Below are 15932 nucleotides of genomic sequence, written 5' to 3' on the forward strand. Positions count from 1 at the left end.
GCTCGCCCATCGCGCGGCGATCGCATGGGCCGGGCAGTGAGTCACGCTGCCGACGACGCGGACCAACCCGTGCCCCCAGGTACGGCGAGGAGCTGCAAGCTCGACCCCTCAGGGCCGAGAAGCTGACGGAAGCTGTGGGTAGAGCGCTGAGACGCCTCCGGCCAGCGCGGACTGCGCCTGGCGGGAGGCGTTGTCCGCGAGGATCTCGTAGGCGCCGGCGGCGAGGCCGTCAACGGCGATCCGGGCGATGTCGGCGGGGTCGGACTTGGCCGTGGTGACCGTCCGTGCCATGTCGGTGTCCATGTAGCCGACGTGCAGTCCGGCCACCCGGATGCCCTGGCCGGCGAGCTGCACGCGCAGAGCGTTGGTGAGCGACCACTGTGCGGACTTGGCGGCGCAGTAGGCACCGATCTCCGGGAAGCTGACCCACGACAGGCCGGACAGGATGTTGAGGATCGCCCCGCCGCCGTTGGCCGCGATCTGCGGCGCGAAGGCCCGGACCACCGAAAGGGTACCGAAGTAGTGGGTGTCCATCTCCAGACGGATGTCGTTCAGGTCGCCTGCGAGCAGGTCGCTGCCGGTGGATGAGCCGGCGTTGTTGATCAGTACGGTCACGTCGCCTGTGGCCTGGGCGGCGGCCGCGACGGAGGCGGGATCGGTGATGTCGAGCGCGATCGGCTTGACGCCCGGCAGGTCGACCTGGCCGGGGTTACGGGCACCGGCGTAGACAACGGCGCCGCGGCTGAGCAGCTCGACAACGAGCGCCCGGCCAAAACCCCGGTTGGCTCCGGTGACGAGGACTGTGCTGGTGGAGAGGTCCATGGAAAGCTCCTGGTGGATGGGCACGCTGATCGAATCGGGTGGGGCCGCCGGTGTTCTCGGTCGGGCCCGCAGGTCACATGGTTGGGCCGGCTCCGCGGGCAGGATGGTGGCCGGCGCGGGGCGTTGGTCACCGGTGGAAGATCGCGGTGGCGGCTGAGACCTCCGCGCATGAGCCGGCCCGGCACGAGCTGATCGTCACGCGGAGAGGGGTCAGGTCTGTTGGTTGGCGATGCCGATGTACTCGCCCATCCGGTATTCGAAGTCGAGGCCCTTCTCGGCGACCAACGCCTCGGCACCGGCCACCCGCGTGAGGAACCCCGGCAGCGTCAGCGAGTGGGCGAACTCACCGTAGGCCGCGACCAGGTCAGCGTCCGGCGGCAGTGAAGCACGGTTGACCATCGCCTTGGCGGACGCCAGGGAGGTCTTGTCGAAGGAGGCCAGGCGAGCCGCCATCGTGTCCACGAAGTCGTCGAGCTCGGCGTCCGGCAGAGCCCGCGTGACCCATCCCCAGCGCTCGGCCAGGTCGGCGACGTAATCGCTGCTGCTCAAAATGATCTCCAGAGCCCGGTCGCGGCCGACGAACCGGGGCAGTCGCTCAGTCCCGCCGCCCCCGGGCAGCAGCCCGCCGCCCACCTCGGGCTGGCCGAACATCGCCTTCTCCCGGCTCGCGTAGCGCAGATCGCAGGCCAGGGCGAGCTCGTTGCCCCCGCCGCGGGTGCGACCGCGAATGGACGCGATGGTGATGTAGGCGGCCTTCGTCAGCCGCAGCACCATGTCGGTCCAGACCGGCACCGCGTCCTTGCCCTCCGGCGCGGGGAAGTCTGCGGCGGCCGCGAGGTCGAAGTGGTTGAAGAAGAAGTCGGGGACACCGCTCTTGAAGACGACGACCTGGATGTCGGGATCGTCGTCGAACTCCACGACGAGCTCGTGCAACCGGGTCATGGTCTCGCCGACGACCAAGTTCACGGGAGGGTTCGAGAACGTGATCGTGGCGATCTCGGGTGTCGGACGTTCGAGGCTGATCGTGCTGGGCCGGCTCATGGGGCTCTCCATACTGTGGTGTTGTCGGTGGCTCTCGGCGCAGTGCGGTGCTGTGGAACGCGCGTGGCACGCCGTTGGCACGGCGTTCCCCCGCGTTCTGCTTCGTGATGGCAGGTTCAGAGCCGGACGATCATCTTTCCGAGGTTCTCGCCCCGCATCAGGGCGAGGAAGGCCTGCAGGGTGTTGTCGATGCCGTCCACCACGGTCTCGCTGTAGCGCAGCCTGCCCTCGCCGATCCAGCCGCCGACCTCGCGCACGAACTCCGGCTGGAGGTCCAGCTCTTCGGTCACCATGAACGCCTCCATCCGCGAACGCGTCACGGACATGTTCCACAGGTTGCGCGGCCCCACCACCTTCTCGTCGTTGTACTGGGAGACCATCCCGCTCAGGACGATCCGGGCGTGCAGCTTGAGCGCGCCGATCGCCGCCTCCAGGTGCTCGCCCCCGACGTTGTCGAAGAAGACGTCGATGCCGTCCGGCGCCGCCTGCGCCAGCTGCTCGGCGACCGGCCCGTTCTTGTAGTTGAACGCCGCGTCGAAGCCGTACTCCCCTTCCAGCAGCTTGACCTTGCCGTCCGAGCCCGCGCTGCCGATCACCCGCCCGGCGCCCTGCAGCTTGGCGATCTGGCCGGCCACGCTGCCGACCGCACCCGCCGCGCCGGAGACGAAGACCGTGTCGCCCTCCTTGACCTTCGCGAATCGGGTCAGCCCGATGTACGCGGTGAGGCCGGGAACGCCGAGCACGCCCAGGTAGGCAGACAGCGGCGCCAGCGCCGGGTCCACTTTCTGGGCGGTGGCCGCGTCGAGGACCGCGTACTCGCGCCAGCCGAGGACGTGCAGCACATGGTCGCCGGGTGCGAAGCCCTCGGCGTTGGAGGCCAGGACGCGGCCGACCGCGGGCCCGTCCATCGGCTCGCCCACCTCGTACGGCTCGATGTAGGACTTCTTGGCGCTCATCCGGCCGCGCATGTAGGGGTCGACCGAGAGGTATGCGTTGGCGACCAGGAGCTGCCCCGGGCCGGGCGCGGGGATCTCCACCTCGCGCAGTGCGAAGCCGGAGGGCACCGGCCGGCCCTCCGGGCGGGCCTCCAGGTGCCAGGCGCGTCCGGTGGTGGGCAGGTTCTGCTCGGACATGAGAATCAGATCCCTTCAGTGAGAAGTCATGACGTGGACCACGGCAACGCCCTTGTCAGGCGGCGTGGGTGGGGTGATCGGTGTGGCTGCGGATGGGCTGGAGGTCGTAGGGGAAGAGCGCGACGCCCAGCGGGGTGGCTGACCGCTGGAGGTAGTTCGCCGAATGGGTGACCTCGTAGCACAAGCACCTGTGCGGTCTCTTCGACGCGGTAGTGGCGTCGTTCGCCCGGCAGCCGTGCCCAGAAGTCCGAGCGGCCGTCTTAGCGGTATCAGGTAGGCATGGGGCCTGGTGAGACCTGCTCGTCCGAAGGTTCTACGGCGGGCTGGGCGGCTCGGCGTGCACCGCGCTCACCTGCTCGGCAGATCCGATCCGGGAAGGAATTATGGCGCGAGAAATTCCAGAGCCTTTTTGACGAAGTCTTCGTGATACTGGAATATGCCGCCGTGTCCGGCGTCACGATACAGTGCGAGTTCGGCGTCCGGGAAGCGTCGGGCCATGTCGACAGAATTGCTGCTGGGCACCATCCTGTCGTTGTCGCCGTTGACCACCAGGACAGGCTGCTGAATGTCCGACAAGTCATAGGGATCTTGCAATCCCCAGGCGTGGATGGCTTTGAGCTGAGCACGGAAAGCCGATAGCGAAATCGCTTTGTCGCGGTTGTCCGTACGCTCCTTCAGCCGCTCCAAGAACTGGCGGGCCGCCGCCCGGCCGTTTGCTGTTCGAGTGAAGAAGAGATACTGCTTCGGATCTTTGAAGGTCAGCGCCCCTTTTATCGTGTCGCGGATGGTGAGAGAGGTGACCTTGTCGATGCCTCGGCCTCCGGCCGGGCCCGTGCCGGCGAGGATCAGCCTGCGAACGAGCTTCGGCTCTTCTTCCGCGATCACCTGAGCGACCATGCCGCCGAGGGAGAAACCGAGAAGATCGACCTGCTCGAAGCCCATCGCCCGGATGAAGGCGATGGCGTCATGCGCCATCGCGGCCACCGAGTTCGGTGTCTTGCCCTGCGACGCGCCGACGCCCCGGTTGTCGAAGGTGACCACTGGATGTCTGGCGGCGACGCCGTCGACGACCCTGGGATCCCAGTTGTCCAGCACCCCGGTCAAGTGGTTGAGGAATATCACCGGCACGCCGGTGTCCGCGCCGAGCTGCCGGTAGGAGAAACTAGTTCCGCCGACATCGACGGTTTGGGTGGGCGCGTTCTTGTATGTGGTGCTCATGGCCTTTCCTTGTGAATCGATCGGTGTACCTCTGTCCCGGCGAACGCAGCTGCGCAGTGCGGCCAAGGCGGCGGTGAAGCCGTGGAACGCGCCGATTTCTTGCTACGCGATGACGAGCCGCACGGCGGGTGGCGAGAGGTTCTTCTGTTCAGGCGCCGAGGTGACGGCGGAGCCACTGACCCATCTGCTCGATCGCCTGGTCCACCTCGGGCACGCGCCCCGCGCCCAGGATGAACGAATGCTGCCCCTCCGGCATCGGGTGGACCTCTGAGGTGACCTTGAAGTCCGCGAGCCGGCGCCCGAACACGGCGCCGTCGTCGGCGAGGAGCTCGTGCTCGCCGTAGTGGACGCTCGTGGGCGGCAGGCCGGTCAGATCGGCGTTCACGAGGCTGATCTGCGGATCGGTGAACTCCAAGGCCGGGTCCTGCAGCCATGCTCCGCGGAAAAGCTCGAGCACGCCCCTGCTGAGCATCTTGTCCTTCCCCTCGTTCTCGTCCACCGTCGCGTTCTGGAGAGTGAGGTCGCTCCACGGCGAGACGCTGACGATCGCACCCGGGGTCGCCTCGCCCTTGGCGAGCAGACGCAGCGGCAGCATCACCGCGAGGGTTCCGCCGATCGAGTGGCCCGTGCTGCCGATGTTCCGTGGCTCGTAGCCCTGCGAGAGCAGCCACCGGTAGGCCGTCTCGGCGTCGTCGAGCTGCGCCGGGTAGGGATGCTCGGGCGCCAGGCGGAAGTCCACGACCAGCGAGCGGACTCCTGCCGCCTTCGCGATGTGGCCGGCGGCCTTGCGGTCGGAGTGCATCGAGGCGGTGACCGACCCGCCGAAGTGGAAGTGAAGCAACGCCCGGTCGGGGTCGGCGCCCTCGGGGATGCACCAGATGCCGGGGACGCCGTCTGCGTTCACCTCGGCGTAGGTGACGCCTTCCGGCTCGGTCGACGCCAGATGGTGCGTCTCGACGATGTCGCGCACGATCGCCAGATCGAGGCCCGGCACCGACGATTTCGCGCTCACGCTTCCCAGGAACTGTGCGAACTGCTGCGCCTGCGGACTGACTCCCACGGTGACACCCCTTCTCCCTGCGCAGTGCGCAGCCAGGTTTAGATTACGACCATACGACCATAGGATGAGATCATGTCCGGGCGCAAGGGTTCTGCCAGATTTGGATTATGATCGTACTTAAATTGGATGCGGGCAGGGCGCGTGAGCCCTCCCCGGCGGATTGGAGAACGTATGGTGAGATACAGCAAGGAGCACAAGCAGGCGACCAGGCAGCGGATCGTCGAGACTGCCGGCCGCCGGTTAAAGCGTGACGGGATCGACGGCTCCGGGGTCGCCACGCTGATGGCGGACGCGGGGCTGACCAACGGTGCCTTCTATGCCCACTTCGCCTCCAAGGAGGACCTGGTCGCCACCGCGGTCGCCCACCAACTCCGCGACCAGCGCGAAACCCTCAGCGCGGTGGCGCCCGGCCGCGCGGGAGTCGAGCAGATCGTGCGTGCGTACCTCTCGGTCGAGCATCGCGACAGCCCCGGGGACGGCTGCCCGTCCGCCGCCCTGCTCGACGAGATCGGCCGCTGCGCCGACGCGACCAAACAGGCCTACACCGACGGCGTGCTGGCCGTCATCGACGACTTCGCCACCCGCCTGGCGCCAGAAAATCCGCAGTCGGTGCGCACCAAGGTGCTGAGCGTCTACGCCGGAATGGTCGGGACAATGCAGCTCTCCCGCGCCCTGGCCGACCGGCAACTCGCCGATGAGGTCCTCGAGCAGGGCATCCAGAACGCCCTCACGCTGCTGGACGCCACACAACAGAGCTGAGACGCCGCATCACCAGACCGTGGTACACCGGGCCGGGATGCACCGCCACACCGCGCTCCGCTGGGTCGCCTACGCCAGACGTGACTGGGGCCGAGTACGTCACATGAGCCGAGGACGAGGCCCATGAGCGGGAGAAGGCGTCCCGTGACATCCGATCTTGAGCATGTGCCATCGAAGTCTGAGGGATGCAGCGATCGAGGCTGCGGCAGCGCGGACGTCCTACGGATGATCCGGGCGCCCGGATCATCCGCGGACGGCGCCTGACCTGATAGAGGTCTCGCTTACGTGGGAGGTAATCGACAGGCCGCACGGGACCGGAAAGACTCCTGACATGAGTCGTGACACCCGTGCCATCGTGGAAGAGTTGCTTCGCCGGATCGCCGAGGGCGATCAAGACCGCACCGCCGAACTGTTCGCCGAGCAGTTCGACTGGCGGCTCGACTGGCCCGCTGAAGGGCATCCGGCGGTGCCCTGGATCCGGCCGCGGTCGAGCCGGGCCGATGTGGCGGACCATTTCCGGTCGCTGAACGCCCATCACGTGCCCGAACTGAACGGCACGTCGGTCGCGCGCATCCTGGTCGACGGTGCGGATGCTGTCGTGCTCGGAGAGATCGCGCAGACGGTGAGGCGCAATGGCGCCGCCTACACCTCGCCGTTCGCGCTACACCTCTCGGTCGAGGACGGACTCATCATCCGCTACCACATCTACGAGGACAGCCTCACCGTCGCGCGAGCCCTCAGCGCTTGAGAGTCCTTCGGCGCGAGCGCCGGTGCCGAGCAGGAAGACGATGGCGGCGTCGCGAGAGCCGCGCCGGGCGGCGGCGCGGCGCAGCGCGTTCTCCTGCGGGCGGGTGAGCGCCTTGGGCTCTGCGGGTCTCAGGACTGGCCGCAGGTCGCGGGGCAGATCTTGACCTCGGGGTAGCGCGATGACGGTTTGTCCAGGAGAGGCTGGGGCTGCGACTTCAGGTGCTGGTCGAGGAAGGCGGCCACGTACGTGCGGGTGAGCTCGGCGGCGCGTGCCGCGGGCAGAACGCCGTAGGCGGGCGTGATGCCGAGGGCGCCCGCCAGCAGCGGGCCGTCGGTGAAGTACTGGTGTTCCGCGCCCGTCAGCACGAGCCAGCGCTTCCACCCGGTCAGCAGCTTCCAGTCGCGGTCCCACGAATTGTCGCGGCCTCCGGGGACGTGCTGCGCCGAGCCCAGGAACATGAACGGCCGGGAGAAGCCGCTCTTGGGGATCCGGGCGTAGGTGGTGCCGTCCATGTCGATCCCGGCCCGCACCCGGGAGTCCTTCACCATGGCCGCCATGGCGCTGGCCCCGCCGATCGACTGGCCGGCCATCGCGATTCTGGAGCGGTCGATCCGGTCGGAACCGTCCCACTTCGAGGGCAGCTGGTCGAGGACGAAGGAGACGTCGGCCGCCCGGCCGTTGACCACTCCCGTGCCGAAGCCCGGGTCGGTGTCGCTGTCGCAGGCGAGGCATTCGGCGACCCGCCCGTCGGGCAAGGTCGTGGCGTAGCTCTCGTAGGTGTGGTCGATCCCGGCCACGACGTACCCTCGGCTGGCGAGATCCTCGGCCAGGGACGTGAGCGTGCTCATCGGATTGGTGAAGCCGGGAGAGAGCACCACCAGCGGAAGCTTCCGCCCCGTGGGTTCGGCGTCTTTGATGGCGTTCGTGCGCGTCTTGCTCAGCGTGTCGTCCGGGACGCCCGCAATCCGGTAGCGCCTCATGGCGAGCTCCGATTCCTTCGGTGTCATGTACGGCGCCCGCTGCCCGTCCCGCTGCTTGGCTGGATACCACAGGGTGACCTTGAGCTCGCGCGCGTCGACGTCGAGGTTCCACGGATCGGGGCGGGAGGTGTCCTTCAGATACAGGGCGGTGGTGCCGACCGGATGGGCGCCGGTGGGGGCGGGCAGGGTGGCGGGGCCGGTCGGCGGGGCCGACGGGGCGGCCGACCGGGGCGGCGTGGGCGCGGAGCATGCCGACGCGGCCAGGACCACCAGCCCCGCGGCGACTGCCAGGAGGTGTCTCATCGAGAGGTCCCTTCACTTCTGCAGCAAGGTCAGGGCCTTGGCCAGGGCAGGGTCGCGCCCCGCGGCCGCGTCCTTCGGGGTCAGGGGCACATGGTGGTCGGGCGGCACGCCGATCCGGTCGATCACCTCGCGGTTCGGCCCCAGGTGGTGCCTGGCGGGGAAGCTCAGCAGGGTGTTGTTGCTCAGCAGGTACGGCTGCGCCGGGCCGGAGATGACGCCGGCGGTTCTGGTGCCGACGAGCCGGCCGATACGCAGGTCCTTGACCGCGGCGCTGACGTGCTCGCACGCCGAGGCGCAACTGCGGTCGGTGAGCACCACCAGCGGCAGGTTGAGCAACTCGACGGTGCCGTCGGTCCACGACGTTTCGCACTTACCGTCCACGGTGCACTGGTAGGCGGTGACCTTGCCGTGGGCGAACGCGCTCACCAGCCGGGTCGCCTCCATGGGGCTGCCGCCGCCGTTGCCGCGCAGGTCCAGCACGACGCCGGTGAGCGTCCGGCCGGTCCGCTGCCTGGAGATCGCCTTGAACACCCTGGTCGCAGAGTCGGGAGCGAACCCGCGCAATCGCACATAGGCGATGTCGTCGTCCAGCAGCTTCGACTGCACCACCTGCAGGGCGGCCAGATCCCGCTGGAACAGGCCGGGCTTGAGCGTCACGCTCCAGCGGCGGCCGGTGCTCTGCCGCAGGAGCCGCAGCCGGACCGGGCGCGCTTGCGGGTATTGCGGGTAGAGGGCGGCGATCGCGGGGGTGGCCTTCCCGTCGATGAAGGGCGCCGATCCGTTGATCGATTCGATGATGTCGCCCGGGCGCAGTCCGGCGGCCTGCGCCGCGCCGCCTTGCACGGTGGTGACGAACAGCGGAGGGAGGGCGACGCCGGGGTTGCCCTCCACCTGCGGACCGTTGACGTTCGCCTGCAGACCCAGGCCGTAACCGTCACCGTCGTAGTAGTCGGGGTGGCGCTCTGCGACGTCGTGCGCCCAGCGGGCGTGGTTGTCGCCGAGGCCGGCCACCATGGCCTCCAGGGTGACGACGGCCAGCTTGTCACGCAGGTCCGGCACCTGATCGGTGGTCTTGCGGTAGGTGGTCTCGAAGGCGGTCCAGTCGGCTTTGCGGTCACCGGTCAGCGCGGGCATGGCGGCCTCGGGCACGTCGCGCCCGTTGCGGTTGAGCTCTTGGGTCAGGGCGACGAATCCGGCGCTCAGCAGCGAGCGGGCGTCCAGCGTGGCGCCGCTGTAGTAGTTGCCGAGGATGCAGAAGTACGCCTGCTCGATGACGTCGATCGTGGTGGCCGTCTCCGCCCCGGGAGCTCCCTCGGGCCGAGCGCATACCGACGATCCTGCCGTGTTCGACTCGCTGCGCGGCGGCGCCGGCGCCGTGCAGGCCGCCACCAGGAGGAGGGCGAGCCCAGCGGTCGCGGTCCTGATGGCGGTGGTCATGACAGGCGCCTCCGGATCCACCAGAAGGACAACCACGTGAGGCCGAGGGTGAGCAGGGCGTAGATCCCGGTCTCGATCCACTGGAAGGGCCAGAAGCGCTCGAGGGGCTGGTAGGTCGCCTGTTGCCGGTAGCCGAGCCGGTTGACCTCGGCCATGCAGCCGTCCCCACCGGCCCCCATCCCCGACGGTGCGCAGGGTCCCGACGTCGTGGAGACCTGGATGGTGCCAGGGTTGCCGCTGGTGGCGATCGTGCGTCCGGACGGATCGACCAGGTCGCTGGCCAGGACCCAGGCGCCCGTGTGGCCAGGAACGGCCGACTCCAAGAAAATTTGCGCAGATCCTGCAGATCCGCCCTGGTCGCGCGATATGCCAAAGTTATCCACGTTCGCCTTGCCGAGCTCGAAGGTCGCGGTGACCGGGGGCATCAGGTGGGAACGGACCAGCAGCGGCATGGCGAGCTGAATCGCGGCGAAGACGGCCAGGGTGAGCGCCATGGCGGGCAGCGTGCGACGCACCAGCATGCCCACGGTCACGCCCAGGACGAAGGCGAAGGCCGCATACCCCATCGGGGCGATACCGCGTGCGCCGAACACCAGCGGGGCCATCAGGGCTAATTCCGGAATAGCCGACTTGTCCAGGGGGTCGGACCACCAGGTCACCGCGAGGCCGCACAGACCGGCGGCGGCCATCGCGGCCAGGCCGGTGAGCCCGAGCTTGACCGCCAGCCAGCGGCGGCGGGTGATGCTCTGGTTCCACACCAGCAGGTGCGTGCCCGCCTCCAGCTCACGGGTGATCAACGGTGCTCCCCAGAAGAGCCCGACGAGGGCGGGCAGGAGCAGCACGACGAGGCTGACGGCCATGAAGGGGGTCTGGTATTCGTCGAAGAAGCGGTCGTAGAAGCGGTCGCAGGTGTTGTCCTGGGCGCAGCCGGCGATCCCGGTGGAGTAGCCGGTGGCCAGGTCCGGGCCGGTCAGGGCCAAGGCGGTGGCGAGGATGACGAGTACGGCGGCCATCATCGCGGCCGAGCCGCGGAACTGGCGCCAGGTCAGCCAGATCATCGCTGCACCTCCAGGGCGACGCGCCGGTCCTCGGCGGTGTGCTTGTCCATGTAGGCCAGGACGAGGTCCTCCAGGCTGAGCTGGGTGACCGTCCAGGCGGGGTCGTGGATCGGGGCATCGGTGCGGATGACGTACGTGCTCTGCCGGTCGGTGTGACGGGCGGAGATCACGTGCTGGTCAGCGGGGAGCCGGTCGGGATCGCGGCGCGGGCCGCTGAGCCGGTGATGGGTGGCCAGCAGCGTGTCAACCTCCCCGGCCACCTGGACGTGCGAGTCGACCAGGACGATCAGGAAGTCGCAGATGCGTTCCAGGTCGGAGACCAGGTGAGAGGAGAGCACCACGCTGAACTGGTGCTCGACGGTCGCCTCCATCAGCCCCTGCAGGAACTCCCGCCGGGCGAGCGGGTCGAGCGAGGCGACCGGCTCATCCAGGATCAGTAGCTCGGGCCGCTTGGCCAGGCCCAAGGTGAGGGCGAGCTGAGCGCGCTGGCCGCCCGACAGCTTGCCCGCCCGCTGCGCGGGGACCAGACCGAGCCGCGCGATCCGTTCCCGCGCCAGCGTGTCGTCCCAGCGGGGGTTGAGCCGCGCTCCCAACCGCAGATGCTCGGCGACGGTCAGCCCGGCGTAGACGGGGGTGTCCTGGGCGACGAACCCGACCATGGCCAGCTGCGCCGGGCCGCCGACGGGCCGGCCGCCGAGCACGGTGATGCCGCCCGCCGTCGGTTCCAGCTGGCCGCTGGCCAGCTTCAGCAGCGTCGTCTTGCCGGCCCCGTTGGGGCCCACCAGCCCGACGACGTGGCCCGCCGGTATGTCGATGGTGCACTCACGCAGCGCCCAGCGCTTGCCATACTTCTTGCCCAGTCCCTGGGCCTGCAGGACCGAAGTCACGCTATGTCCTCCTGAGCGGTGGTCCGAAAGGTCGCCATGAAGAGGGCCTCGATGCTCTCGTCGTCGAGGCCGGCGCGGCGGGCCTTGGACAGCCAGCGCTGCAGCTCCAGCCGCAGCGGGCCATGCATGGCCAGGGAGGCGTCGGTCAGCGTCCTCGTCACGAACGTCCCGACCCCCGGCCGGGCGGCCGCCAAGCCCTCGTGTTCGAGCTCCCGGTAGGCCTTGAGCACCGTGTTGGGGTTGATCGCCAATTGCGCCACCACCTCCTTGACGGTCGGAAGCTGGTCACCCTCACGCAGCAGACCGAGCCGCAGCGCGTGCCGGACCTGCTGGACCAGCTGCAGGTACGGCGAAACGCCCGACCTGCCGTCCAGATGGAACTCGATCACCGACTCCTCCATTTATCTAGGCTCCTAGCACTTTAGACCTTTAGATGTTAAAGGATCATAAGGATCGCTGCAGCGGTGTCGCCCGGCACCCGAAGCGGTCCATCGCTCTTCGGCCCGACCGCAGCCCTTTACGCCGGGGGCAGAGTGCCGCGACCGCTGCGGCGCCACCCCGCCCGAGATCCCGTTTGCGGCCTTGGGCGCGCCGGGCGTGACAGGAGGTGCTCACCGCGGCGTTCGTCGCGCGCGCCGTACTGGTCGACCCCAACACCGTCAACCGCGAGCTGTCCGTCTTCAAAGCCGCCGTCCACCTGGTGGCGGCGCAAGCCCCTGCCGAAGATCGAGAGCGCTACTACGACAACGCCCTGCAGCTGTTCAGCCGTACCGACGGCCTGCGGGTCGCACCGAACTACGACGAGCTCCGCCGAGATGGTGCAGTTGCGGCCGCAGTAGGTGGCGTTGCCGAGCGCCGTGGCGTCGGGCTTCTTCAGGGAGACCTGGGCATCCACGGAGCATGCGGGCCGCATCCCGCACCGCCTCCGCGCCACGCGACCCCGAACACTTCGCCGGCGTCCATCGCCGTCCCCTGGCCGGCCCGGCGGCCGGCCCGGCGGCCGGCTACGTCACCGGCGCGACCCTGCCTATCGACGGCGGGCGTACGACGCATGACCCGGCTCCCCCGAGGTCAGGTCGCCTGAAGAGCGCGGGGCCAGGTGGAGAGGGGGGCGTGGAGGGGAAGGATCATGGTGTGAGTGTCGCCGGCCAGGACCGGCGAATAGGGCAGCTGATGCCAGCCCGCACTCTCGTAGAACGGGACCACGGCGGGCCTGCAGGTCAGGAAGCCGAAGGACAGCGCCAGGCCGGCCATCTCCGTGGCGGTCTGGGCGAGCAGCTTGCGGCCGATGCCCCGGCCCTGGAAGTCGGGGTCGACCGCGACCAGGCCCACCTCGCCGACCAGCAGGCGCTCGCCGCTCTCACTCGTCTGCCCGAACTGCCGCAGCAGGGCCAGGTGGGCGACGGGATGGTCGTCCGCCATGCCGACCATGCGGGCCTCTGGACGGGCCCAGGTCCAGCTTCGCCGGCCGCCGAAGATCCCCGCGTCCGCCGGATAGGCTCGGGCCAGCATTTCGGCGAGAGCTTCGTGCGTGTCAGCGGAGACGTCGGCCTCCCAGGCCAGGGCCCATTCCAGGCGATCTTGGCGATGCAGACGATTCACCTGGCCGTTCTATCAGTGGCCCGCCGGCGAGGAATGACCGGGATCAGGCTGGCGCACATCCCGTGTCCCGGCGCGCTCATGCGGTGACCTGGTCGAGGAGTTCGAGGAGATGGTGGTACGGCTTGCCGGTGGCGCGGGCCAGGCCGAGCTCGCACGTGCGGTTGACCGAGGCGTGGGCGCTGCAGTTGGCGTCGGCCACCGAGGCGGCTTCGGCTTGGGTGGCCGAGGCGGTCAGTTCCGGGTGGAGCAGGCCGCGGTCGCCGGCGAAGGCGCAGCACTGCCAGCCGTCGGGGATCACCACCTGCTCGGCGACCGCCTCCGCGATGCGGGTGATGGCCGCGTCCAGGCCGAGCCTGGTTGAGGAGCAGGTCGGGTGCAGGGCCAGGGAGGGGAGGCGGCGGGCGGCGGGCAGGCGAGGCAAGATGCGCTCGGCGGTGAAGGCGACCGCGTCGATCACCTGGTAGGTGGGGGCGAGGCGGTCGAAGCCCTCGGTGCAGGAGGCTGCGTCGCTGACGACCGGAATGCGTCCGCCGTCGGTGGCCCGGGCCAAGGCGTCCAGGACCCGGCGGCGCATCACCTCGTGGCCGCCGGTGTGGCCCTTGGAGGACCAGGGCGTGCCGCAGCAGAGGCCGCCCACGTTCTCGGGGATGTGCAGCCGCAGGCCGGCCCGCTCGGCCAGGCGCTGGAACGCGGCCATCACGCCGGGACCGCCGTCGGCGGGGGCGAACAGGGTGTTCAGACAGGACGGGACGTAGACGGCGTCGGCGTGCTCGGCCGGGGCAGCGCGGCGGCGGGTTCCGCCGCGGGGCAGGTCACGGCTCCATGCGGGGACGGCGTCCGGGCCGGTGAGGGCGCGGGCGGCACGGCCGGCGCCCTCGGCCAGGCGGGGTGGGGTGGCGGCGGCCGCGTCGAGGGCCAGGTTCATCGCGCGGGTGATGCCGTCCCAGTGGTTGGCGGCGGCCTTCCACGCCTGCTGGCCCACGCGGCCGTGGCGTTCGGCGCGCAGGCGTTTGGTGAGGTCGCCGGTGTTGATGAGGACAGGGCAGGCGGTGGCGCACATGCCGTCCACGGCGCAGGTGTCCACGGCGTCGTAGCCGTACTCTGCCTCGATCTGGCGGGCGAGGGCGTGATCCCCTGCCGCCTGCGCCGCGGCCAGCTCGCGGCGCAGGACGATGCGCTGGCGGGGAGTGGTGGTCAGGTCGCGGCTGGGGCAGACGGGCTCGCAGTAGCCGCATTCCACGCAGCGGTCCACTTCGGGCTCGACGGTGACGACGGTCTTGAGGTCGCGCAGGTGTGCGTCTTGCCGGTCGGTGAGGACGACGCCGGGGTTGAGCGTCCCTGCCGGGTCGCACAGGCGTTTGACCTCGCGCATGACGTCGTAGAGTTCGTCGCCGTACTGGCGGCGGACGAACGGCGCCATGACGCGGCCGGTGCCGTGCTCGGCCTTGAGCGTGCCGCCCCGGCCCAGGACGGCCTCCACCATGTCGTCGGTGAATTCGGCGTAACGCTCAAGGTCGGTGGCGAAGCGTTCGTTGAGCATGAAGTGCAGGTTGCCGTCCTTGGCGTGGCCGAAGATGACGCTGCGCTCGTAGCGGTGCTTGGCGAACAGGTCGGCGAGATCATCGCACAGGTCGGCCAGGGCGGGGACGGGGACGGCGACGTCCTCCAGCAGAGCGGTGGTGCCGCTGGGCCGGGCTCCGGCGACGGAGGCGTACAGGCCCTTGCGGATGTGCCACAGCCCGGCGCGGCTTCCGGCTTCCCGGCTGAGGCGGGCAGGGGCGGCCAGGCGCAGGTCGGCGAACACCTGCTCGGCCGCACGTTCCCGCTCGGCGAGCTGACCGGGGTCGGATTCCTGCCATTCCACCAGCAGGGCGGCGTGCTCGGCGACGGTGAGCGTGCGCAGCACGTCGTCGGCCTTCGGGTCGGTCTGTGCCACCCGCAGGGATTCGGCGTCCAGCAGTTCGACGGCGGCCGGGTCGGCGGCGACCAGCTCGGGCATCGCCGCCATGGCCTCGCGCAGGGCGGGGAAGACGAGGAGGCCGGTGGCGGCCAGGCGGTGGGCCGGGACGGTGCGCAGGACGGCCTCGGCGACGAAGCCAAGGGTGCCTTCACTGCCGATGATCAGATGGGCGAGGATCTGCGCCGGGGTGTCGTGGTCGAGGAAGCTGTTGAGGCCGTAGCCCATGGTGTTCTTGAGCGAGAACTGGGCTTGAATGCGGCGCACCGAGTCGGGGTTGTTCCGGATGCGGTCGCGCAGCCTGGTCAGGCCCTGTGCGAGGTCGGGTTCGAGGGTGCGCAGGCGCTCGTCGGCGTCGGCGGCGCCGACGTCGAGGACGGTGCCGCTGGGGAGCACCAGCGTCATCGACTCCAGTGTCTGGTACGTGTTGGCGTGCGTGCCGCAGGTCATGCCGCTGGAGTTGTTGGCCACCACGCCGCCGATCGTGCACGCCGACTCGCTGGCCGGGTCCGGGCCCAGCTTGCGGCCGTAAGGGGCGAGGCGGGCGTTGACCTGCCGCAGCACCGCGCCCGGTTGCACCCGCACCCGCGCGCCGTCGTCCAGCACGTCGATGGAGCGGAAGTGGCGGCGGGTGTCGACCAGCAGGTGCGCGCTCACTGCCTGCCCGCTCAGGCTGGTGCCACCCGAGCGGAACGTCAGCGGCAGGCCGGTACGCAGCAGCGCCGCTACCTGGTCGGCGTTTTCCGGCACGAGGACGGCCTGCGGAGTGAGCAGGTAGTGCGAGGCGTCGTGCGCCATCCCGAGCCGGTCGCTCACCCGCGTGCGCGAGATTCCCGGCACGGCGGTCTCCACCGCCGCCAGGATGGCGGGGTCGGGCGCGCTCAGCCGTCGCGGTTCAGGATGGGTCACGTTGGTGCTCTCTTCGTT

At 69.6% G+C, this 15932-nt stretch carries 16 protein-coding genes; 3 read left to right on the forward strand and 13 right to left on the reverse strand.

What is annotated here, in order from left to right; translation table 11 throughout:
* Positions 1–108: 108 nt before the first annotated feature.
* The 6 genes from ACTMTI_RS45630 to ACTMTI_RS45655 all read right to left on the reverse strand — a co-directional run bounded on the left by ACTMTI_RS45630 (position 109) and on the right by ACTMTI_RS45655 (position 5274).
* On the reverse strand, positions 109–822 hold the full coding sequence (locus ACTMTI_RS45630) for an SDR family oxidoreductase (RefSeq protein WP_441127103.1): 714 nt from the start codon (positions 820–822) through the stop codon (positions 109–111).
* A gap of 210 nt (positions 823–1032) precedes the next feature.
* The gene (locus ACTMTI_RS45635) at positions 1033–1863 is read right to left on the reverse strand and encodes an enoyl-CoA hydratase/isomerase family protein (protein ID WP_441127104.1); all 831 of its coding nucleotides are present in this window, start codon (positions 1861–1863) and stop codon (positions 1033–1035) included.
* 116 nt (positions 1864–1979) lie between these two features.
* Positions 1980–2996, reverse strand: a complete 1017-nt coding sequence (locus ACTMTI_RS45640; RefSeq protein ID WP_441127105.1) for an NADP-dependent oxidoreductase — start codon at positions 2994–2996, stop codon at positions 1980–1982.
* Positions 2997–3051: 55 nt separating this feature from the next.
* Positions 3052–3180 (reverse strand): hypothetical protein, encoded by a 129-nt coding sequence (locus tag ACTMTI_RS45645; RefSeq protein ID WP_441127106.1) that lies wholly within the window; start codon positions 3178–3180, stop codon positions 3052–3054.
* 197 nt (positions 3181–3377) lie between these two features.
* Complete coding sequence (locus ACTMTI_RS45650) at positions 3378–4214, reverse strand: alpha/beta fold hydrolase (protein ID WP_441127107.1); 837 nt, start codon at positions 4212–4214, stop codon at positions 3378–3380.
* Between the two features lie 148 nt (positions 4215–4362).
* Positions 4363–5274, reverse strand: a complete 912-nt coding sequence (locus ACTMTI_RS45655; RefSeq protein ID WP_441127108.1) for an alpha/beta hydrolase — start codon at positions 5272–5274, stop codon at positions 4363–4365.
* A 171-nt stretch (positions 5275–5445) separates the two neighbouring features.
* On the opposite strand from ACTMTI_RS45655, the gene ACTMTI_RS45660 reads away from it, so the two are divergent.
* Positions 5446–6033 (forward strand): TetR/AcrR family transcriptional regulator, encoded by a 588-nt coding sequence (locus tag ACTMTI_RS45660; RefSeq protein ID WP_441127109.1) that lies wholly within the window; start codon positions 5446–5448, stop codon positions 6031–6033.
* Between the two features lie 355 nt (positions 6034–6388).
* The gene (locus ACTMTI_RS45665) at positions 6389–6781 is read left to right on the forward strand and encodes a nuclear transport factor 2 family protein (RefSeq protein WP_441127204.1); all 393 of its coding nucleotides are present in this window, start codon (positions 6389–6391) and stop codon (positions 6779–6781) included.
* Between the two features lie 128 nt (positions 6782–6909).
* Here the strand turns inward: ACTMTI_RS45665 and ACTMTI_RS45670 are convergent, their stop codons facing one another.
* From ACTMTI_RS45670 to ACTMTI_RS45690, 5 genes are read right to left on the reverse strand one after another with little or no spacing between them, the layout of a single operon-like run.
* A complete protein-coding gene (locus tag ACTMTI_RS45670; RefSeq protein WP_441127110.1) occupies positions 6910–8064 on the reverse strand; it encodes an alpha/beta hydrolase family protein in 1155 nt (384 codons plus the stop codon).
* A gap of 12 nt (positions 8065–8076) precedes the next feature.
* Positions 8077–9501: a S41 family peptidase gene (locus ACTMTI_RS45675; protein WP_441127111.1), complete on the reverse strand. Its 1425-nt coding sequence runs from the start codon at positions 9499–9501 to the stop codon at positions 8077–8079.
* Entirely contained in the window at positions 9498–10559 is a 1062-nt protein-coding gene (locus tag ACTMTI_RS45680; RefSeq protein ID WP_441127112.1) for an ABC transporter permease, read from the reverse strand. Before ACTMTI_RS45680 ends, ACTMTI_RS45675 begins: the two co-directional genes overlap by 4 nt.
* The gene (locus tag ACTMTI_RS45685; RefSeq protein WP_441127113.1) at positions 10556–11446 is read right to left on the reverse strand and encodes an ABC transporter ATP-binding protein; all 891 of its coding nucleotides are present in this window, start codon (positions 11444–11446) and stop codon (positions 10556–10558) included. The genes ACTMTI_RS45680 and ACTMTI_RS45685 overlap by 4 nt, the downstream gene beginning before the upstream one ends.
* Positions 11443–11835, reverse strand: coding sequence for a GntR family transcriptional regulator (locus ACTMTI_RS45690; protein WP_441127114.1), 393 nt, complete (start codon positions 11833–11835; stop codon positions 11443–11445). Before ACTMTI_RS45690 ends, ACTMTI_RS45685 begins: the two co-directional genes overlap by 4 nt.
* 218 nt (positions 11836–12053) lie before the next feature.
* Between ACTMTI_RS45690 and ACTMTI_RS45695 the strand changes: the two genes are divergently transcribed.
* Positions 12054–12530: a hypothetical protein gene (locus ACTMTI_RS45695; protein WP_441127115.1), complete on the forward strand. Its 477-nt coding sequence runs from the start codon at positions 12054–12056 to the stop codon at positions 12528–12530.
* On the opposite strand, the gene ACTMTI_RS45700 is transcribed toward ACTMTI_RS45695, so the two are convergent.
* Both ACTMTI_RS45700 and ACTMTI_RS45705 read right to left on the reverse strand, forming a co-directional pair.
* On the reverse strand, positions 12518–13048 hold the full coding sequence (locus ACTMTI_RS45700; protein WP_441127116.1) for a GNAT family N-acetyltransferase: 531 nt from the start codon (positions 13046–13048) through the stop codon (positions 12518–12520). The genes ACTMTI_RS45695 and ACTMTI_RS45700 overlap by 13 nt on opposite strands.
* A gap of 76 nt (positions 13049–13124) precedes the next feature.
* Positions 13125–15914, reverse strand: a complete 2790-nt coding sequence (locus tag ACTMTI_RS45705; RefSeq protein ID WP_441127117.1) for an FAD-binding and (Fe-S)-binding domain-containing protein — start codon at positions 15912–15914, stop codon at positions 13125–13127.
* Between the last annotated feature and the right edge of the window lie 18 nt (positions 15915–15932).

The organism is Nonomuraea sp. H19, from assembly GCF_052068215.1.
In the GTDB taxonomy this organism is placed as follows: domain Bacteria; phylum Actinomycetota; class Actinomycetes; order Streptosporangiales; family Streptosporangiaceae; genus Nonomuraea.